The following is a 15,462-nucleotide window of genomic DNA, read 5'->3' on the forward strand; positions in this document are numbered from 1 at the left end:
ATGACTGACAAAAAGGGTTTCACCGAGGGCTGGGCAAAGCGGGGCGTCGCCGGGACTCCTCACTATTTTCGCCGCATCGAAGTCGGTCTCGCTCGCTCGATTTGCGGTGCCCAGGACGCGCCGGCGGGATGGCTGTCGCCGGAGATCAACTCGCAGTGCTGCGAGCGTTGCGCCAAGCTGAGAGATAAGGAACTCGCGAAAGCGGACGCTGCGCCGCCAGAGGCGGGCAAGGACGAGCGATACGCCCGTCGCATGAGTGACGGGAAGGCCGGCGACTGACGCGCGCTGGTGGTGCCTCTACACTCGACAAAAAAATGGGGCAGCGGAGACCAATCCGCTGCCCCTCCCTACCACAGCCGCCGGCCGGAGCCGGCGATGCGGATTCCTACATCAGCACCGAGCGGGCATGCGCCTGCCGCAACTGAGCCTCCATAGTGCGGATGGTGCGCGACGCTGCCGCCAGCGTGTCGGCCCATTTGTCGGCCTTGGTCGGGTCGACCGATTTCAGGGCGATGCACTCGCCATCTTTGAAGCCGCCGGAGATCGCGGTGATGATCCGCTCGACCGTCTTCTCCATCCTGCTCATGGCGGCGATATCGTCCTTCGACGGCTCGGGCGTGTTGTCGTCGTCGAACATGCCGCCCTGCTCGATGCGGTCGCGGACTGATTGCGCGGCAGCTCGGACGCCCGACCAGTCTTTCAGCTTCCCACTCGTGAACAGCTTCACGATCTGCATCTGATCGTGCTTAGGAAGGTCGACCAGATAGTTTGCGTGGCCGAGCGGGAACTGGTTGCTGTCGACCAGCGACTGGATGGTCTCGTCCAGATTGAGCAGCGCCGTGCGGGCGGTGATGCGCGCCGTCTGCACGCCGATATCCTTCGCCAGCTTCTCGATCGTCCAGCCGCGGTCAAGCATCGCCTGAAACGCGCGGGCCTCTTCCATCGCTTTGATGTCAGCACGGGCGAGGTTTTCCACGATCGCCTGCAGCGCCATTTCGTTGTCGTCGATCTTGACGACCTCGCAGAGAATGTCGGCCGCATCGATCAGCTGGTGAGCCCGCCAGCGGCGCTCACCACCCACGATCATGAATTTGCCGTCGACCGGGCGAACCGTGATGGCTTGGATAAGGCCGCGCTCCCGGATCGATTCCCCCAGCTCGCGAAGCTTGATCGGGTCGAAGTGCTTGCGCGGCTGGTCGGGGTTCGGGATAACCTGGTCGAGGGGGATGCGCTTTTTCATGGTCCGGTCTCCGTGGTAGGAAATTTCATAGCAACATCAATAGCTTAGCTTGTAACCAGAACGGTTACAAGTGGGGTTACAAAGAAATTTCCAGAGCGGCAGCGCGAAGCGGGAAGGCCGTCGCAACCGATCGTGTCCAGATCGTCGCTCGGTACCCTTGGCCACAGTCGAGATCGCAAGCGAGATTGCTAACCCTTGTGATGCACCACCCGTCTGGCATCGGCTCGCCGGCAAGCCAGAGGATGCACCGACGGGCGTCGTCGCGCCGGGCGAACTCTTCGGCGACTCTGTCGTGGTATGAGGTGACGCAATACCAGTTGCCCCCATCGCGTTCGGTGTAATAGCCCGGCGCCAGCAACTTGATTGCCTGCACCAGCTCGTCGGACGTGCGAAGGTCAGCCATTGGCCTGGCCCTCCGAGACGTCGGCCGCCTGCCGTGCATTCGCCAGCGCCTTCGCGTGGCCGTAGTATGTGCTGGCAGTGTATTCGTAATGGTCCTGGAGCCCGCGCAGCGACCTTGCAAGCGTCCCATCGGCATTGGTGTGCAGCCACCTCGCGCGCGTCCCGTAGCCGGCTGATCTGGAGACGTACTCCACCTTTCCCTCGCGATTGGTGCGCACGACAGAAAGGGTCGACAGCCTGTTCGAGCCGCTGCTCTGCGCCCCCGTCGCTTGCAGGTAGTCGACGCTGGAGGACCGTTTCACCGTCCACGAATAGCCAGGCATGAGCTTGACCAGCTCGGCGCGAAAATCGTTCGCACTGTACTCACCCTTAGCCATTGGCCTGGCCCTCCGCTTCGGCGATGACGGCTCGCGCCTTGCGAATTGTCGACGCGGCCAGGACGTTTTCGGTGGCCGAGTCCGACGGCTCGCCATACGCGGCGACCATGACGCGCTCGCTGATTTTCACGGCCGCCAGCAGGTTGGCGATGAGGGAAATATCGACTTCGTGCTCTTCGATCTCGTAGCTGTCGACATAGCCGATTCGGTTGCAGAGTTCGTTGAATGCGTCCTGGGTGTCGTCGGGCATCTGGTCATTGGGACACCATTTGCCCCAATCCTGCTCGATCAATTCGCGGCGCTCGGCGCGAGCGGCTTCCGCCTCGAGGAACACCGACGCGGTGATCGCCTCCTCGCGGTTGCTGATGACGGTCCAGATTTTCATGATAGCTCTCTCAATCCATGTTGCAGTGAACAAGCGCGGTCGCGTAGTCGATGCCGGTCTCTTCGGCATAGACGGCGGCCTGATCGCCGGGACGATTGGTGGCGGCCGGCGCCAGCGGCTGGCGGCTCTCGACCAGCTCCATGAGCCGGTCGAAATTCGCATCCGGCATGCGGAGAGCTTCCCGGGCAGGATCCTCCAGGAACGCGCCCATCTGGTCGCGCTCGGAGGCCTCGGCCGTTCCCCAATTCTGGTCGGCGACGCCGGCGTTGATCAGGTCGTATCCGTCCAGGCTGAGCAGGATGCGCAGCGCGTTGTGGAACCGGGCCGCGGTCATGCCGCCACCGGCTCGATACGGGCCTTCTTGAAAATGGCCGGCTTCATGAATTTCTTGGCCTTGTCGAGCGCGGTCTGCGCCGCCTGCTCGCTCGGGAACTGCTCGGCCCGGTCCATGCTGTAAGCCCAGACGGTGCCGCGCAACGGCCACTTCTCGCCGTTGTGATTGACGGTAACGATGAACATTGTTCTGGTCTCCGAGGTAGGGATTGATCAGCGGACGAGCTGGAGGACCAAGCTACGAGCCGCCTCCGTGCGCTGCGGTGCGGCGGCGATCATGGATGCCCGATGCGCCGCGAAAGCCCTGTCGTCCATGGCGCTGACCGAGCGAAGATGCATCTTGATCGCGATGTTGTTCGGGTTGTCGGCGAGGGCTTCTGAAAGCTCGCCGATGTAGTCGATCCTGGTGGTGGTCGAGGTCATCATTTCCGGTCTCCGTGGTAGGGGATGAACCGACGTCGCGCATGCGGCTGTGCTAAGCCCGGCCCGCGCTCCCGAGCGGCTTTCGGCCGCCGGATGAATGAGCGAGAAGTCACCAGTTGCCAGCCCGCATTCGTCGGGTTGTTCTGACAAAGACTGCAGTGGTGAAAGGAAGCGGCTTTGCGACATTGGTCCAGATTTCTAAGTTACTTCAATAACTTAGCGTGTAACCAAAACGGTTACAAGTGGCACCAACTGAAAAAAGCCAATAAATTCAAACACTTCGCAGATTTTAGCTGACCGGCTGGAACCGGCTCTGCAGGACTTCGACGGAGATCGATCGCTTGTCGTCTCCCGACTGCACCAGCGCCTGGTCGACATGCTCTGGATTGACGCCGATCACTGTCCATGTGCGGCCCTGGGCGTCGGGTGCCATGGCGCCGAGGTAGGCGGCCACCTGGAGAGGCTGGGGCTTCTCGCGCTGGCGGTATTGCGCCGGCAGCTTGGGATGCTGCCAGGAGTAACCCTGGGCCTCCAAGCCATATTCGAAGACCTCGAGTCCGAGCCGTTCTTTCAGCCACACGGAGATGTAGGCGCGATGGCAATACTGGTTGTCCGTCGGGGCCTCGTAGCAGAGCAGCGCGCAATCCTTGCCGGCCGAGAGATCCTCCATCTTGGCGACGATCCGGCCGGGATCAAGCCTGGCGAGGCTCTCGAAATAGAGCTGCTTATAATCGCGTTCGCTGGCGGTTTTGAACCAGGGGCCTGGAGCCAGCTCCGGCATCTTGCGGTAGCCGGCGGGGTAGCCTCGCGGCGTTCCTCTCGAAACGCCGATCTTCTGAATGGTGCTGGGCAGTGGGTGGAACCAGCTTGAGGTAAAAATGCGCATCTAATCGCCTTCCATGGTAGGGGTTTGGACAGGACCAATTGTAAACTTATGGAACCTCTGCAGCAACCAAAAATAGACCAGTTTGTTGCCGATTTGGTGCGTTGCTCTACCCGTACATCTGCATTAGGTAGAGGTTATCTCTCGCGCTTTCGGGCAAGACTCTGTGGTAGGGGTCGAGAGGCAGGCCGATCAGGGGCAACCCGGTCGGCCGTTGTATTTTCCGGCGTGCCTGGGGGACGTCGTAGCAGCGCGGCCAAGCCACCCACCCGTCGATTGCCTCATAGGTCAACCAGCGCGGAAGGCTCTTGAAGTCCCCGAGCCATGTGCGACCAGTGAGCATGCCGCTCCCGACATATTCCGGCCCGTCGTGGAAGAACCGGAACCGTTGTCTGACCGGCTCGGATGACACCCACAGATCGAGATCATCGGCCAGTTCGACGCGCTCCACGGTATCGCGGCGCAGGGTTCGAGCGATGAAATTCTGGTCTATGCGGTGCGGGGTCATCATGTCGAAGACCTTGCGAATTCCGGCGTCGATCAGGATAAAGCGCATTGCAACCTCCTGGCGCTCGAACGCTGCTCGATGACGGGCGCCTTCTCGGCTTCGAAAAGGTCGAGCCACCATTTCATCAGCTCGGCCTGGTAGCGATCGTCCCGATCGCGGCGACGCGGCCGGCGCAGCTGGCGTTCAATCCATGCCAGCCTGTCGCGCAGCACGGGCCGGTAGAGCAGATGGCGAAACGCGTCGCCGAGCTGCATGTCTAGGCTGTAAATGCCGGTGGCTCCGAGAGGCGACCAGTCGCAATGCCACGAGGACCACATATCGAGGGCCTGCGTGACGGAAGGAAGCCGGCGCCGCCGGTCCTCCTCGCTTTCGGGTGGGGTTCGTAGGGGAATCATGGGGCAAGTCTCCGTGGTGCCAAATATGATCTATAGTGTAACCAAAATGGTTACAATTAGGTCAACCTAAAAGTGATTTCGGCGGCCGTTCTTCCAGACCTTCACGGTGACTGTGTTCACGTAGGTCCCCACCTCGGCGAAAGAGCCGTGAGGCAGATCGTGAAAGCTGCCGTTCAGCTTCTCGATCAGCGCGCGGAAGGCGATGGCCTTGCGGGTCTCGCGGAACTCGGTTCCGGCTGACATGATGGCGGCAAGGCAACCGTCGTCTTTCAGGAAGTCGAGGGCATGGACGACGTGATCGATATCGCGCTCCATGTCGAAGGGCGGGTTCATCACAATCCGATCGTAAAGGCCGGTGACTGATGGGCGCAGCGACAGGAAGTCGGTGGCGTACACCTTGCGATAGATGCCTTGGGCCTGGAGCGCGGCGGCCAACGGCCCCTGCATCTCTACGCAATCGACCTGGTTGTCGAAGCGGTATTCCTTGCGCCACCGGTCCATCCGGTCGGCTTGGCCATAGCCGTAGTGGTCGGAAAAGTCCTTGATGCTGGAGACGCAGCGCCGCGCCAGATTGCCCGTGCCGGCGCTGGGCTCGAGGACGGTCAGCCGCGGCTTCTCGATCGGCTGCAACAGGGGCACGCCCTTAAGCACTTCCTCGGCCGCGCCGTCCGGTGTCGGGAAGAATCCGAAGTTCCGCGCCGGCGTGGTCTTACGGTTGCGGAACAGGTCATCGGGCTCTTGGGTCTGCCCGTCGCCGATCACCTCGCCGTAGTATTCGGCGAGCATCTTGTTGACCTTCACGACAAGGTCGTCGCGGGTAAACCAGAGATGGGCGTTGCCGTTCTTGTAGGCGAGGATCTTGAAATATTCGCCGTGATGCTCCGATTGCTGGGGGTTAAATCCTTTGCGCTCGGCGCGGACAACGTTCTCGATGCTGTTGTATGACGGCTTCTTGCCGTCCAGGACCGAGAAGGTGCGTTCGATGTCACGCACGGTCTCCCACGTGCCACCATAGGACACGCGCCCATGGTCGCGGTCGAAGGCATAGGTCAGGATCATTCGGCTCCCAACCTTGAAACCGTCGTGGGAGCGGAAACGCCGGTCGAGCTTCGAGAATGCTGTGGCGATGCCGCGCCGGAAGATCATCTCGGATTCGCCGGCCCACTTGTCGATGGTGGCATAAACGTTGTCGACCGTGACCGGCGGAATCCCCATGATCTCGTCGAGATTGACCAGCTCCTTGCCGTCGCCGTGTCGATGGTCGCAGCGCTCCGGTACCCACTTCAAGGTGTCGCGCAGCTCGTCCTTGGCCTGCTTGTCCATGAGGACTTCGAGGTCAGTCATCTTGACCAGATAGTTCCAGCACGAAATGTCGATCAGGCGGATTGCCGTGCGCTTCCATTGCTCAGCGTCGGGCAGGTCGACGGCTTCGAAAAATGCCTTCACCTCACGGTTGTCGCGGTCTCCATACCGAGAGGAGGCATGATCGCCGGCGGCCGCTTTCCAGAGCGACGCGGCTTTCTTCAACTCTCGATCGGCCTGCTCGATCGAAGCGAACGCGCCGTGATAGGCGGCCACCGCTGCATCGCGATAGGCCACGATCTGCTCGACGGTGTTGCGGGGGATCAGCGCGTTCATTGCTTCGCCTCGACCGGCTTGGCGCTGACGGCGCGGTGCATCTTCTGGAAGACGAAGACGTCTTTGCGATCGATCACGATCTCGTAGCGCTTGCTGCCATCGGGCAGGGTGAACTCGTATTCGGTTGGCTTGGTCATGGTCTCGGTCTCTGTGGTAGGGGGTAGGGACAAACGGCGGGAAGACCCCCGCCGTATCAAACGGGATGGTCTTCTCGTTGCTCCTCCCTCGCTGGTTCCATGAGATCGAAAGCGAAGTCGGCTTCTTCGGCCGCTATGGCTTCGGCGCGGCGCTCGCGGCATCCGGCGCAAAGCTCGGAATCGTGCCAGCGACACGGATCGAGGCATTCGTTGCAGTAGGAGGGCATTTTGGTCTCTGTGGCGGGAATTACCTTGTAACCACAATAGCTTAACTTGTAACCAATCTGGTTACAAGTAGGTTACATCACAAAAGACCTTGGATCGGCATGGCCGGTGAACCAGGCTGCTTCTGGACTCTAGCCCCTAACAGTCGCATTCTCCCGTTGGGGAGAGGGTTATGAGCCTACAGGGGCAGAAGGCGTCTAAGCCGAGAAGGCGGCGTAGACGTTCGTTGCTAGAGCAGCGGGCGCTAATCCCGGCGTTGCTATGTGGCGTTGCAACCGCCGGCTACTTCCTTCCGCAGAGTGAACAACATCGCCTTCCTACCGTGCATCGACAGGGCGATTCCACAGCGCGCGCGCCGGATGGATGCACCATCAAGGGCAATATCAGCGTCGAGACAGGCGAGCGCATTTATCACCTGCCGGGCCAGCGATACTACAACGAGACGGTCGTCAGCCCAGCCAAGGGAGAGCGGTGGTTTTGCTCCCAATGGCAAGCTTGGTGGGCCGGCTGGCGGAAGTCTAAGGTCTAGGGTGTAACCGCATGCCGGAAATCCGTGCCCATTGCGTTCGGCTGCCTGGAGAATGACCTGCTACAGAGTCGCGAGGCGCCTCGGGCGTTTTCGTATCGCCTCGAACATTACTTCAGATACGCTCCAGACCTCTTCATAAATCTCGGTAGGCTTGATTCCAGCATCTCGGGCGGCGTCCATCATCTGGTCCGCAAGGTCGCTGGCGGCGATTGGGTCGCCGGTTGTGGTAATCGGCAGATGGCTCGCGATCCAATCGTTGAGGAAGTTGCGGGCGCGAGCGGTCATTCGGCCAAGCCAGGATCATAGTGGACGATGGCATCGAGGATAGTGCGATAGAGGCTGTCGACCTCCTCGTCTATTTCTTCCCGTTTGATCCCCAAGGACCTGGCGTCGGCTATAAGCTTATGCGTGAGTTCATCAACGGCGATAACGTCGGCCTTGGTCGTCTCCGGAACGTTGTTCGTCATCCATCGATGGAGAAAGTTGATCCCGCGCGCGCTCATCTCGGCACAATAGTCGGCGCGATATTAGGTTCCGCTAATTCTGATAATTCTTGATGATTGGCTCTGCCCGCGAGAGCTCAACCTGATATCCAAGATGCCAGCAGCAGGGCGCATAAGGACGAGACCAGAGCAGCGGCTGCAAGAAGCACCCCTGCACTCTGCCAATCCGGCGGCGGCTCGTGTACCAGCCTGTTGGGCGGCTGATTATCATTCATGGGCGGCAGCAATTAAGCTCCTGACGCTGGCACAGACTTGAAATAGAGGACCCGCCAACCACCCAAGTGGCCCGCGGGTCCTTTCAACACAGGAAGGGACGTAGCTGTGCTGATTTCACGACTGAAAGAACCGTCAATTTAGCCGAGCGTTCCGATTAATCCGGATGTAGGACCATTGCGTCGCTGAGGGAGGACTTTGGTCCCATCGCTGTTGAGACCGAAGCCCACAATGGGAACGTTTGGCGCAGAGCTGTGTTTGAGTGCCGCCGCACAGAACGTGCACGTCAATCGCTAACTCAACCGGACAATGAAGATGATAAACCTTGAAGCCGAGACGTCGCAAGCGCTCGTGGCGCGCCTGGCTGATCTCCAGGCAAAAATGCGGGCAGCACGCATAACTGAGGCCGAAATAAAAACCTTCCAAAAGGTTGCGGCCATAATGGAAGACGGTCGCGGCCAGATTGCTGGCGACGACCTGATCGCTGCATCATTTCTCGCCGAACCAGACGCCTTGACTGGGTAGCTCTTTGGGGTCGGGCTTGTCCGTAAGCAAGCGACGACTGTACGTTCTGTACACAGTCTTGCGTACCCCATCCAAGCGGATTTAATGATTTCGTTTACCATTGCTTTCTAGGGAGGCTGCGATGGAAGCCGCGAATACGAACAGGGTGTCCACTCGCGTTGAGGTCGCCGAGGCCTGCGGAGAATGGTTCGTCCGCATAGTGGCCGATGACGAAGAACTTACCCGCTCATTCGATTCGGAATCGTTCGCCCTTTCCTATGCGGAAGGCCAGCGGATACGGCTGGGACTTGCCGAGTTCAAGCGGCTGTAGGAAGGACAAGATGCCCCTCTCTCAGAGCCTGCATTCAGTTGAGATGGAATTCCGATGCTCGGTATGCGGACTGGGCTTCGTAAAGCCTGGGCGCTGGTTTAAGTCTGCCGCTCAACATCGTTGCTCCGGCTGCCACCAGATGACTTACCTCACCTATCCGAAGAAATTGGCATTGTTCGACAGATACGCCAAGCAGACGACGGGGTCGGTGGCGAAAGACGAGGAGGCGCGAACGCCACCGCCGCTTCAGTAAATTCCGCTCTTATTGCTCCCCTGTGTGGGGACGATCACAGGCGAATGGGACTTGTTGATAAGAAAACCGGCGGTTAGCCAAAAGCCGACAGCCATAAAAAGCAGGACCGCAAAAGCGATGGACAAAACTCGCATGGGGCTGATCCTACCACGCCAAAAATGAAAAAGCCCGCCAGCCGTGAGGCCAGCGGGGAGTTCTCATGGGGGAAAGCACTGAAAGGGAACAGTGCGACGACCGAATTTCGACAGCGCGCTTTTGTTCCACTGTCAGTGAACCGACATCGTCATTGCTTTCGATAAAAATCGCTCGATCGCCATCGGTGAGCGGGTTCATCGTGTTCCTCAAAATGCGAAAGCGAGTTGGCCGGTCTTCTCAACCCGGCTGGCGATTCCGATCGGCGCGAGGCCAGGCAATGAATGGATGAAGCCGCCGGGCTGGTAGGCGCGATCCTTGCGCCGCTCCTCGCGAAGGTTTTCGTCTGATGGGGGATGGCGGACCTTCCCGGTCCAGTGGCTCCAACCGAATGGGGCGTCGTGCAACTTCGGCTTCGCCTTCCGCTTGCCGTTTTCGCTGAGCAGCGATTCCTCCATGAGGATCGTCAGCATCTCCCGCACGTCCAGCGGCTCCTCGACAAACCAACGTTGGTGTGAGAGCCCACCAGTCGTGAAGGACCGGAAGCCGGTCTCGCTGAAAAAGGGCTTGTCGAGGTCGATCACCTTGCCGTGGAGCCCCGGCCCGGCAAGCAATCCGGGATACTCGACGTCGGTCCTGCAGCCGTGGATCATGAGCATGAACCGACCGGGCTGGCCGTGCATCGGGATTTCACCATCGGGCGCGGCGAGCTGCCGGCCGAGCCACGCCGATGCCGTGTTCCAACAGTCGAAGCGGGAGCGGCCCTTCGCGGGCCAGGAGTGCCCGCTGCCATCGGCCCGGTTCTCCTGTCCGCCATATTCGGTGATGCGGTAGAGCGTCTCGACGCAGGCATCGATCACCAGCGCGTAGGGCTGACGGGCCTGCTTGTTGCAAGCCATCATCGCCGCGTGGTAGCCGCAGAGCGCTTCCCGGGCGATCGACACCAGATAGTCATCGGGACCGTTGCGCAGCATGGCGACGATCTCGTCCTGCTCGCGGCGCATCTTCTCGGCCTCGATCTGCCATGGCTGTTTCTTGGGCTGTTTCTGTGCCTTTGCCATCAGAGCAGCCTGCCTTCGGCCACCTGCCAGACGCCATCGCCGAGCGGCTCAAACGGGCCGCGCTGGAGGGTCTGGCGGACCTTCGCCTTCCAGTTCGGATTGCGGCCGGCTTTCGGGCTGGTCGCCATCTCGCGGTAGAGATCGTCGAGCCGCACGGCGTCGCCGGCGCGCTGCATCACCTTCAATACCTCGTCGACCCACGAGCCGACGGCGGCAAAGCCGAAAAAGAGCGAGCGCAGCCGCAGCGGCACGAACGCGCCGGGAATGCCGCTGGCGGCAAGGCGGTCAGCGTCATCTGCGCCATAGGCACAAAACACCGACGGCGCGCCGGCGTTCGCCTTGGCTCGTGTCCCGCCGGCGTCGTGGAAATGCAGCCGCCCTTCCATGAACAGCAGCGCATCGGCGGCGCGCCAGACGCTCTCGTGAAACACCTGGGTTTCGGTGCGGGCGAAGATCAGCGCGATTCCCCGGCCGTGTTCGGCCATTCGGCCCATCCAGCGGCCGATCACGTTGTTCGAGTATGGCGGGTTGAGCCACACGCGCCCGTGCCAGGACCGGGCCAGACCGTTGTCGGCCATGGTGTAGTGCTGGCGCGCCATGTCCCACGGCCGATCGAGCGGAGCGCAGGGATCGAGGTCGAAGCTTTCGGCACCGCCGAGCGCGGCCAGGATCGCGGGAGGTGTCAGCCAGACGTCGGTGCCGGCGGCAGCGGAATGATGACTACCGATGGGCATCGACGGCCTCCCCGGTCAGTCTGCGCAGCACGTCGCCAACGCTGGTGATGGACGTCTCAAGCCGCTCTTCGTCGATCTCGGCCAGGTCGAGCTTGGTCTCGTTCCCGGCTTCGTCGATCATCGTGAAGACGTTGGCGGTGGAGTGCGGCTTGCGCAGGATATCCCACGCCCAGCGGGCAGCGGCTTCGGCATCGCCTTCGCCTTCGTAGTCGATCTCCCATGTGATTAGGTAGCGGGTCATGACGCGGCCTCCTCGCCTTCCTCATCCGCGTCTTCACGAACGAGCTGGTCGAAAGTCCACTCGGCACCGTCCTCGTCGAGGAAGACGATTTTGCCGTCGCGCTTGGCCGTCTCCTGATCGTTCCAGAAGATTTCGGTGCCGCCCGAGTGTTCGGGCTCGCCGGTCTCCGGATCGATATCGAGGAGGTGCGCACGCCCCGTAAGGCGCTCCAGGGTTCCGGTGATCGGGACGCCTCCGGGGGATAGGTAACTGGCCATTACCGTGCCTCCCCGCCGAGCATGGCGATCGCGGTGTCGAGCTGAATCTGTGCGGCAACCGCGATCCAAAGCGCGACGTGCCCTCTGCCCACGACCCTGCCCAGCTGCTCGCGCAAATGCAGCGGCGCCAGCCAATGGCCGTCGTCCTCTGTCCAGCCCGCGGCTCGAAGCATGTTTCTGAAATAGTCCAGTCGCTTTCTGGCGATGATGGCGTTTGCGGTGGTCACTGGTCTCTCCGTGGTAGGGGTGGTGTCAAAATGGTTGCAGAAAGTCTCTTGACAGAAGCCGGGGGGGCGAGGCAAAAAACATGCAGCCTGATTCTTCTGTGTGCGTCGGGCTGCTCCCCCAAATCAGATGGCGTTTTCCATCGGTCCCGGCTTGATGCCGAGCTGGCCGGCGATGAAGCCGACGACGTCGCTGACGCCTTCACTGTCCAGCGTTTCCAAGGTCTGGCGGAAGCGGCGACGGAAGTAATCCTGATGCTCGGAGCCGGCATAGTCGGCCATGGCAAGAGCCGTCGCGAACGTGACGGCCTGGAGGCGAGGTCCGGTGAACCCGGATTTCTTGTGAAGCCCTTCGGTGATTGCGACCAAGCTCATGGCGGGTGTCCTTCGCAGAAGTGGTGTAACCAAATTGGTTACAATATGAACTTATGCGGTTACACCCCTATTGCAAGAAAAAAATCGGGGTTTCGGACGTATGTTTCAGGGTGTTGTGCCGAAGGAATGCATCGCGCAAATCCTTCGCGTGTCTGAGGTCGACAAGTGGGGCCGCGTCTACAACTGCTGTTCCGGGACGTTCCGGTTCGAGCAGATCACGCTGGCCACTTTCCCCGGCGTCGAGATGCACTCCAACGACGTCAGCCTCTACTCCTCGGCGATTGCCGGCTATGTGCTGGGCAAGCCGATCGACTACGAATTCCACGGCGCGCTCGACTTCGTGAACGAGTTCGATTTCAGGGAACCTGATCAGCGCCTCGCAGCGCTGGCCGTCGCCTTCAATCTCGGCCGCTTCGCTGGTGGCAAGGCCAACGTCTACAAGACCAGCCACCGCAACCACCTGGTCGCGAACTTCGCCGGCTATGTCGAGCGCACCTTGGAAAAGGTCCGCAAGCTGCCGGGGATGATACCGATCAAGAGCTATTCGCCCCGCGACTGGATCGAGCATCTGGACGAGGCGATCGAGCGGAAGGCCGCCATCTTCTCCTACCCGCCGTTCTACAAGGGCGGCTACGAAAAGATGTTCGAGTTTCTGGCCGAGAACATCAAATGGGACGCTCCCCGTTATGAGCTGTTCGACCCCAAGGCGCTGCGCGCTCTCATTGAGCGCGTGCGGCAGGCGGGCGTGCCTTACTGCATCCTCTCGGACCAGATTTACGACGATCTGAAACCGGAGCTGGAGTTCGTCTCCGGCCGCGGCCACCCGCACTACTGCTACGTGTCGACGGGCAAGTCGTCGTTCCTGCAGCTCGTGCCGCGGTCGGCTCCCTTCCGCTACAAGCCGATCGACGTCGAGAAGATCAAGGCGGATTCGGTGGTGACGATCGCCCGGGCAGATGCGGCCCAGATGACGTTCCTCAAGGACGTCTACCTGAAAAAGGGCATCACCCACACGCCGGGCATGGTCAACTACCTGGTGCGCGTCGATGACATGCTGGTCGGCGGCCTGATCTACAACCTCGACAAATTCGCACGCCAGTCGATCTACCTGCTGTCGGATTTCTCCATCTCGCGTGAGGGCAGGCTGTCGAAGCTTGTCACCAGGCTCGCCTGCAACGGCGAGATCCTGCGCGACATGGGCAAGCGCTTCGTCGACCGCTTCAACAAGGTGCAGACGTCAGCGTTTTCGGAGCATCCGGTCTCGATGAAATATCGCGGCATCTTCGAGCAGACCAAGCGCGAAGAGATCGACGGGCCGGAAGGCAAATTCAGACTGCATTACGTCGGCGCCCGCATCGATGAGACGCCGCAACAAGCGTTCGAGTGGTGGTATGGCAAGCACTTCAACCGTTGACTGGAAGTCCCTCGACGTCGAGGCGCGGCAGGTTGATCCGAAGGCGCTGCGCCGGCGCGAGCAGAACGCGCACTACATGGCGCCGGCCATGTTCAAGCGCCTTGTCGAGAACGTCAAAATCGACGGCCGACTGACCACAACGGTCCTGGTGTGCCAGGACAAGGACGGCTCTCTCGAGATCCTGTCGGGACATCACCGCACCGCCGCCGCGATTGAGGCCGGCTTGCCGCTGGTCGACGCGCTCGTGATCACCTCGCATCTGAGCGAAAAGCGCAAGGTGGCGATCCAGCTCAGCCACAACTCGATCAACGGCGAAGACGACCAGTCGCTGCTGGCTCAGCTCTACGCCTCACTCGACATCGATGCGAAGAAGTTCTCCGGTCTCGATGACAGCGTGCTCTCGGGCGACAAGGGACCAGGTGCTGCTGCACTCGGCGGCGCGAACATCAAATACGACGAGCTGCTGTTCGCCTTCCTCCCCGAGGACCGCGTGCAGTTCGAGGTCGAAATGGACGCCATCGCCAAGCGGGCGAAGCGCTTCCGCATTCATGCCGCCCCGCAGTCGAGGTTCGATGACTTCTTCGACACCATCGTGCGCACCAAGCAGGGGCTCAACATCGTCAACTCGGGCATTGCCCTCGCAGCCATGGCGCGCCTTGCCGGCGAGCGGCTGGATCAACTCGAAGCGGAAGCGGAGGACAAACCCGATGCGGCATGAACTTCCCAACCTGCACGGCTTCTCCGAGCCCGGCGCAACGCCGGCCGCGCCCGCTTCCGCCACGCCCGCCATCATCGTCGGCGCACTGTTCGCGTTCGGCTTCCTCGTGTGTCTCGCACGCGTCCTGTTCGTGTGATCGGAATGCATTCGTGTGTGTGTAACGCAGTGTCGGTGGTTAGCATGGTCGCAACAGCAAGCATTCTCGGTCAGTTTGCGCATTTGCGCTGGTTGACCAACGCCAAGCCAGCCAAGGCTTTGCAGGATGGCTTCGCAGTCATCTCTTCCCCTCTCGGCCCGGTCTACATGGGGTGGGATTTGGGGAGCGAAAAAAAGGGCCATCCCGAACATTCCGAACACTCACACGCGCGAGTGGTCCGGTGATCAAGACGAAGTCGAGCGTGAAGGCATCAAAGCCGACCGCAAAGCCCAAGGCTGTACCGGCCAAATCGAAGGCGGAAGACAGCCCGAAAAAAAAGCCGGCGCGGGGCAAGAAGAAACCGGCCAGCAAGGCAAAGCCCCCTGTCGAGCCGAAGCCTGCTGCCCAGCCCGCTCCCAAGCCTGAGCCGGCACCACAGGCGAAGGCGGAAGAGCCCAGCAAGGGCGGCGCATCGCCGAAGCTCACTGCCCGCGACGTGCCGCGCGTCATTGCGATGCTGCGCCAGTGCGGTGGCATCAAGACCGTCGCGGCCGAGCGGCTGAACGTCGGGCGCACCACGCTCTACGCCTTCCTGAACGAGCACCCTGAAATCCAGGAGGCCGATTCCGAAATTGCGGACGAGCTGCTCGACGTCGCCGAGGGCCAGGTGGTGATCGCGCTTCGCTCCGGCGATATGCAGACCGTGCGCTGGTACCTGGAGCTGAAAGGCAAGGATCGCGGCTTTGTGCGGCGCATCGAGACTACTGGCAAGAACGGCGGCCCGGTTGAGACGCGGCAGAAGCCCGATCTCGCCAACATGTCGGACGAGGAATTGGAAATCCTGCTGCGCGCCGCAGAAAAGCGGGAGAGCACAGCCGGCGGAAAGTGACA

At 61.1% G+C, this 15,462-nt stretch carries 29 protein-coding genes; 9 read left to right on the plus strand and 20 right to left on the minus strand.

What is annotated here, in order from left to right:
• Positions 1-279: a hypothetical protein gene (locus AC0L3E_RS00585; RefSeq protein ID WP_473603905.1), complete on the plus strand. Its 279-nt coding sequence runs from the start codon at positions 1-3 to the stop codon at positions 277-279.
• A gap of 106 nt (positions 280-385) precedes the next feature.
• Here AC0L3E_RS00585 and AC0L3E_RS00590 read toward each other — a convergent pair whose 3' ends face one another.
• From AC0L3E_RS00590 to AC0L3E_RS00645, 12 genes are all read right to left on the minus strand, one after another.
• Positions 386-1,240, minus strand: a complete 855-nt coding sequence (locus AC0L3E_RS00590; protein WP_473603906.1) for a ParB/RepB/Spo0J family partition protein — start codon at positions 1,238-1,240, stop codon at positions 386-388.
• 76 nt (positions 1,241-1,316) lie between these two features.
• Positions 1,317-1,643, minus strand: coding sequence for a hypothetical protein (locus tag AC0L3E_RS00595; RefSeq protein ID WP_473603907.1), 327 nt, complete (start codon positions 1,641-1,643; stop codon positions 1,317-1,319).
• On the minus strand, positions 1,636-2,019 hold the full coding sequence (locus AC0L3E_RS00600) for a hypothetical protein (protein ID WP_473603908.1): 384 nt from the start codon (positions 2,017-2,019) through the stop codon (positions 1,636-1,638). Before AC0L3E_RS00600 ends, AC0L3E_RS00595 begins: the two co-directional genes overlap by 8 nt.
• Positions 2,012-2,404, minus strand: coding sequence for a hypothetical protein (locus tag AC0L3E_RS00605; RefSeq protein WP_473603909.1), 393 nt, complete (start codon positions 2,402-2,404; stop codon positions 2,012-2,014). Before AC0L3E_RS00605 ends, AC0L3E_RS00600 begins: the two co-directional genes overlap by 8 nt.
• Before the next feature lie 10 nt (positions 2,405-2,414).
• Positions 2,415-2,738, minus strand: coding sequence for a hypothetical protein (locus AC0L3E_RS00610; protein WP_473603910.1), 324 nt, complete (start codon positions 2,736-2,738; stop codon positions 2,415-2,417).
• The gene (locus AC0L3E_RS00615) at positions 2,735-2,923 is read right to left on the minus strand and encodes a hypothetical protein (protein ID WP_127328696.1); all 189 of its coding nucleotides are present in this window, start codon (positions 2,921-2,923) and stop codon (positions 2,735-2,737) included. The genes AC0L3E_RS00610 and AC0L3E_RS00615 overlap by 4 nt, the downstream gene beginning before the upstream one ends.
• Before the next feature lie 27 nt (positions 2,924-2,950).
• Entirely contained in the window at positions 2,951-3,163 is a 213-nt protein-coding gene (locus tag AC0L3E_RS00620) for a hypothetical protein (RefSeq protein ID WP_473603911.1), read from the minus strand.
• A 286-nt stretch (positions 3,164-3,449) separates the two neighbouring features.
• A complete protein-coding gene (locus AC0L3E_RS00625) occupies positions 3,450-4,046 on the minus strand; it encodes a DUF488 family protein, N3 subclade (RefSeq protein ID WP_473603912.1) in 597 nt (198 codons plus the stop codon).
• A gap of 106 nt (positions 4,047-4,152) precedes the next feature.
• Entirely contained in the window at positions 4,153-4,599 is a 447-nt protein-coding gene (locus AC0L3E_RS00630) for a hypothetical protein (RefSeq protein WP_473603913.1), read from the minus strand.
• Entirely contained in the window at positions 4,584-4,805 is a 222-nt protein-coding gene (locus tag AC0L3E_RS00635) for a hypothetical protein (RefSeq protein ID WP_127381074.1), read from the minus strand. The genes AC0L3E_RS00630 and AC0L3E_RS00635 overlap by 16 nt, the downstream gene beginning before the upstream one ends.
• Before the next feature lie 207 nt (positions 4,806-5,012).
• Complete coding sequence (locus tag AC0L3E_RS00640) at positions 5,013-6,584, minus strand: DUF4942 domain-containing protein (protein WP_473603914.1); 1,572 nt, start codon at positions 6,582-6,584, stop codon at positions 5,013-5,015.
• Positions 6,581-6,721, minus strand: coding sequence for a hypothetical protein (locus tag AC0L3E_RS00645; RefSeq protein ID WP_473603915.1), 141 nt, complete (start codon positions 6,719-6,721; stop codon positions 6,581-6,583). Before AC0L3E_RS00645 ends, AC0L3E_RS00640 begins: the two co-directional genes overlap by 4 nt.
• A gap of 397 nt (positions 6,722-7,118) precedes the next feature.
• Here AC0L3E_RS00645 and AC0L3E_RS00650 point away from each other — a divergent pair, with 397 nt between their 5' ends.
• Entirely contained in the window at positions 7,119-7,475 is a 357-nt protein-coding gene (locus AC0L3E_RS00650) for a sunset domain-containing protein (protein ID WP_473603916.1), read from the plus strand.
• Between the two features lie 60 nt (positions 7,476-7,535).
• Here the strand turns inward: AC0L3E_RS00650 and AC0L3E_RS00655 are convergent, their stop codons facing one another.
• Both AC0L3E_RS00655 and AC0L3E_RS00660 read right to left on the minus strand, forming a co-directional pair.
• Positions 7,536-7,760 (minus strand): hypothetical protein, encoded by a 225-nt coding sequence (locus AC0L3E_RS00655; protein ID WP_473603918.1) that lies wholly within the window; start codon positions 7,758-7,760, stop codon positions 7,536-7,538.
• On the minus strand, positions 7,757-7,978 hold the full coding sequence (locus AC0L3E_RS00660) for a DUF768 domain-containing protein (protein WP_473603919.1): 222 nt from the start codon (positions 7,976-7,978) through the stop codon (positions 7,757-7,759). Before AC0L3E_RS00660 ends, AC0L3E_RS00655 begins: the two co-directional genes overlap by 4 nt.
• Before the next feature lie 528 nt (positions 7,979-8,506).
• Between AC0L3E_RS00660 and AC0L3E_RS00665 the strand changes: the two genes are divergently transcribed.
• Positions 8,507-8,716: a hypothetical protein gene (locus tag AC0L3E_RS00665; protein WP_473603920.1), complete on the plus strand. Its 210-nt coding sequence runs from the start codon at positions 8,507-8,509 to the stop codon at positions 8,714-8,716.
• 121 nt (positions 8,717-8,837) lie between these two features.
• Entirely contained in the window at positions 8,838-9,026 is a 189-nt protein-coding gene (locus tag AC0L3E_RS00670) for a hypothetical protein (protein WP_473603921.1), read from the plus strand.
• Between the two features lie 594 nt (positions 9,027-9,620).
• On the opposite strand, the gene AC0L3E_RS00675 is transcribed toward AC0L3E_RS00670, so the two are convergent.
• From AC0L3E_RS00675 to AC0L3E_RS00700, 6 genes are all read right to left on the minus strand, one after another.
• The gene (locus tag AC0L3E_RS00675) at positions 9,621-10,472 is read right to left on the minus strand and encodes a hypothetical protein (RefSeq protein WP_473603922.1); all 852 of its coding nucleotides are present in this window, start codon (positions 10,470-10,472) and stop codon (positions 9,621-9,623) included.
• Positions 10,472-11,206, minus strand: a complete 735-nt coding sequence (locus AC0L3E_RS00680; RefSeq protein ID WP_473603923.1) for a DNA N-6-adenine-methyltransferase — start codon at positions 11,204-11,206, stop codon at positions 10,472-10,474. The genes AC0L3E_RS00675 and AC0L3E_RS00680 overlap by 1 nt, the downstream gene beginning before the upstream one ends.
• A complete protein-coding gene (locus tag AC0L3E_RS00685; protein ID WP_473603924.1) occupies positions 11,193-11,447 on the minus strand; it encodes a hypothetical protein in 255 nt (84 codons plus the stop codon). Before AC0L3E_RS00685 ends, AC0L3E_RS00680 begins: the two co-directional genes overlap by 14 nt.
• On the minus strand, positions 11,444-11,704 hold the full coding sequence (locus AC0L3E_RS00690) for a hypothetical protein (RefSeq protein WP_473603925.1): 261 nt from the start codon (positions 11,702-11,704) through the stop codon (positions 11,444-11,446). Before AC0L3E_RS00690 ends, AC0L3E_RS00685 begins: the two co-directional genes overlap by 4 nt.
• The gene (locus AC0L3E_RS00695; RefSeq protein ID WP_473603926.1) at positions 11,704-11,931 is read right to left on the minus strand and encodes a hypothetical protein; all 228 of its coding nucleotides are present in this window, start codon (positions 11,929-11,931) and stop codon (positions 11,704-11,706) included. Before AC0L3E_RS00695 ends, AC0L3E_RS00690 begins: the two co-directional genes overlap by 1 nt.
• 123 nt (positions 11,932-12,054) lie before the next feature.
• Positions 12,055-12,303, minus strand: a complete 249-nt coding sequence (locus AC0L3E_RS00700) for a hypothetical protein (protein WP_473603927.1) — start codon at positions 12,301-12,303, stop codon at positions 12,055-12,057.
• A gap of 100 nt (positions 12,304-12,403) precedes the next feature.
• On the opposite strand from AC0L3E_RS00700, the gene AC0L3E_RS00705 reads away from it, so the two are divergent.
• From AC0L3E_RS00705 to AC0L3E_RS00725, 5 genes are read left to right on the plus strand one after another with little or no spacing between them, the layout of a single operon-like run.
• Positions 12,404-13,717, plus strand: coding sequence for a putative antirestriction adenine methyltransferase (locus AC0L3E_RS00705; RefSeq protein ID WP_473603928.1), 1,314 nt, complete (start codon positions 12,404-12,406; stop codon positions 13,715-13,717).
• On the plus strand, positions 13,695-14,435 hold the full coding sequence (locus AC0L3E_RS00710; RefSeq protein WP_473603929.1) for a ParB/RepB/Spo0J family partition protein: 741 nt from the start codon (positions 13,695-13,697) through the stop codon (positions 14,433-14,435). Before AC0L3E_RS00705 ends, AC0L3E_RS00710 begins: the two co-directional genes overlap by 23 nt.
• Positions 14,425-14,571, plus strand: a complete 147-nt coding sequence (locus AC0L3E_RS00715; protein WP_473603930.1) for a hypothetical protein — start codon at positions 14,425-14,427, stop codon at positions 14,569-14,571. The genes AC0L3E_RS00710 and AC0L3E_RS00715 overlap by 11 nt, the downstream gene beginning before the upstream one ends.
• Before the next feature lie 44 nt (positions 14,572-14,615).
• Positions 14,616-14,816, plus strand: a complete 201-nt coding sequence (locus AC0L3E_RS00720; protein WP_473603931.1) for a hypothetical protein — start codon at positions 14,616-14,618, stop codon at positions 14,814-14,816.
• Positions 14,813-15,460 carry a helix-turn-helix domain-containing protein gene (locus AC0L3E_RS00725; protein WP_473603932.1) on the plus strand — a complete coding sequence of 216 codons (648 nt, stop codon included), beginning with the start codon at positions 14,813-14,815 and terminating at the stop codon, positions 15,458-15,460. The genes AC0L3E_RS00720 and AC0L3E_RS00725 overlap by 4 nt, the downstream gene beginning before the upstream one ends.
• The last annotated feature ends 2 nt before the right edge of the window (positions 15,461-15,462 follow it).

The organism is Mesorhizobium sp. WSM4822 (genome assembly GCF_055811155.1).

Bases quoted from the DNA above. Each gene is read 5' to 3' on its own strand.
- AC0L3E_RS00710 (WP_473603929.1), top strand. From the start codon at position 13,695: ATGGCAAGCACTTCAACCGTTGACTGGAAGTCCCTCGACGTCGAGGCG.
- AC0L3E_RS00720 (WP_473603931.1), top strand. From the start codon at position 14,616: ATGGTCGCAACAGCAAGCATTCTCGGTCAGTTTGCGCATTTGCGCTGG.
- AC0L3E_RS00645 (WP_473603915.1), bottom strand. From the start codon at position 6,721: ATGACCAAGCCAACCGAATACGAGTTCACCCTGCCCGATGGCAGCAAG.
- AC0L3E_RS00620 (WP_473603911.1), bottom strand. From the start codon at position 3,163: ATGATGACCTCGACCACCACCAGGATCGACTACATCGGCGAGCTTTCA.
- AC0L3E_RS00700 (WP_473603927.1), bottom strand. From the start codon at position 12,303: ATGAGCTTGGTCGCAATCACCGAAGGGCTTCACAAGAAATCCGGGTTC.
- AC0L3E_RS00675 (WP_473603922.1), bottom strand. From the start codon at position 10,472: ATGGCAAAGGCACAGAAACAGCCCAAGAAACAGCCATGGCAGATCGAG.
- AC0L3E_RS00650 (WP_473603916.1), top strand. From the start codon at position 7,119: ATGAGCCTACAGGGGCAGAAGGCGTCTAAGCCGAGAAGGCGGCGTAGA.
- AC0L3E_RS00655 (WP_473603918.1), bottom strand. From the start codon at position 7,760: ATGACCGCTCGCGCCCGCAACTTCCTCAACGATTGGATCGCGAGCCAT.
- AC0L3E_RS00715 (WP_473603930.1), top strand. From the start codon at position 14,425: ATGCGGCATGAACTTCCCAACCTGCACGGCTTCTCCGAGCCCGGCGCA.
- AC0L3E_RS00630 (WP_473603913.1), bottom strand. From the start codon at position 4,599: ATGCGCTTTATCCTGATCGACGCCGGAATTCGCAAGGTCTTCGACATG.
- AC0L3E_RS00595 (WP_473603907.1), bottom strand. From the start codon at position 1,643: ATGGCTGACCTTCGCACGTCCGACGAGCTGGTGCAGGCAATCAAGTTG.
- AC0L3E_RS00685 (WP_473603924.1), bottom strand. From the start codon at position 11,447: ATGACCCGCTACCTAATCACATGGGAGATCGACTACGAAGGCGAAGGC.
- AC0L3E_RS00670 (WP_473603921.1), top strand. From the start codon at position 8,838: ATGGAAGCCGCGAATACGAACAGGGTGTCCACTCGCGTTGAGGTCGCC.
- AC0L3E_RS00615 (WP_127328696.1), bottom strand. From the start codon at position 2,923: ATGTTCATCGTTACCGTCAATCACAACGGCGAGAAGTGGCCGTTGCGC.
- AC0L3E_RS00690 (WP_473603925.1), bottom strand. From the start codon at position 11,704: ATGGCCAGTTACCTATCCCCCGGAGGCGTCCCGATCACCGGAACCCTG.
- AC0L3E_RS00610 (WP_473603910.1), bottom strand. From the start codon at position 2,738: ATGACCGCGGCCCGGTTCCACAACGCGCTGCGCATCCTGCTCAGCCTG.
- AC0L3E_RS00665 (WP_473603920.1), top strand. From the start codon at position 8,507: ATGATAAACCTTGAAGCCGAGACGTCGCAAGCGCTCGTGGCGCGCCTG.
- AC0L3E_RS00705 (WP_473603928.1), top strand. From the start codon at position 12,404: ATGTTTCAGGGTGTTGTGCCGAAGGAATGCATCGCGCAAATCCTTCGC.
- AC0L3E_RS00585 (WP_473603905.1), top strand. From the start codon at position 1: ATGACTGACAAAAAGGGTTTCACCGAGGGCTGGGCAAAGCGGGGCGTC.
- AC0L3E_RS00600 (WP_473603908.1), bottom strand. From the start codon at position 2,019: ATGGCTAAGGGTGAGTACAGTGCGAACGATTTTCGCGCCGAGCTGGTC.
- AC0L3E_RS00590 (WP_473603906.1), bottom strand. From the start codon at position 1,240: ATGAAAAAGCGCATCCCCCTCGACCAGGTTATCCCGAACCCCGACCAG.
- AC0L3E_RS00640 (WP_473603914.1), bottom strand. From the start codon at position 6,584: ATGAACGCGCTGATCCCCCGCAACACCGTCGAGCAGATCGTGGCCTAT.
- AC0L3E_RS00635 (WP_127381074.1), bottom strand. From the start codon at position 4,805: ATGCAGCTCGGCGACGCGTTTCGCCATCTGCTCTACCGGCCCGTGCTG.
- AC0L3E_RS00605 (WP_473603909.1), bottom strand. From the start codon at position 2,404: ATGAAAATCTGGACCGTCATCAGCAACCGCGAGGAGGCGATCACCGCG.
- AC0L3E_RS00660 (WP_473603919.1), bottom strand. From the start codon at position 7,978: ATGAGCGCGCGCGGGATCAACTTTCTCCATCGATGGATGACGAACAAC.
- AC0L3E_RS00625 (WP_473603912.1), bottom strand. From the start codon at position 4,046: ATGCGCATTTTTACCTCAAGCTGGTTCCACCCACTGCCCAGCACCATT.
- AC0L3E_RS00680 (WP_473603923.1), bottom strand. From the start codon at position 11,206: ATGCCCATCGGTAGTCATCATTCCGCTGCCGCCGGCACCGACGTCTGG.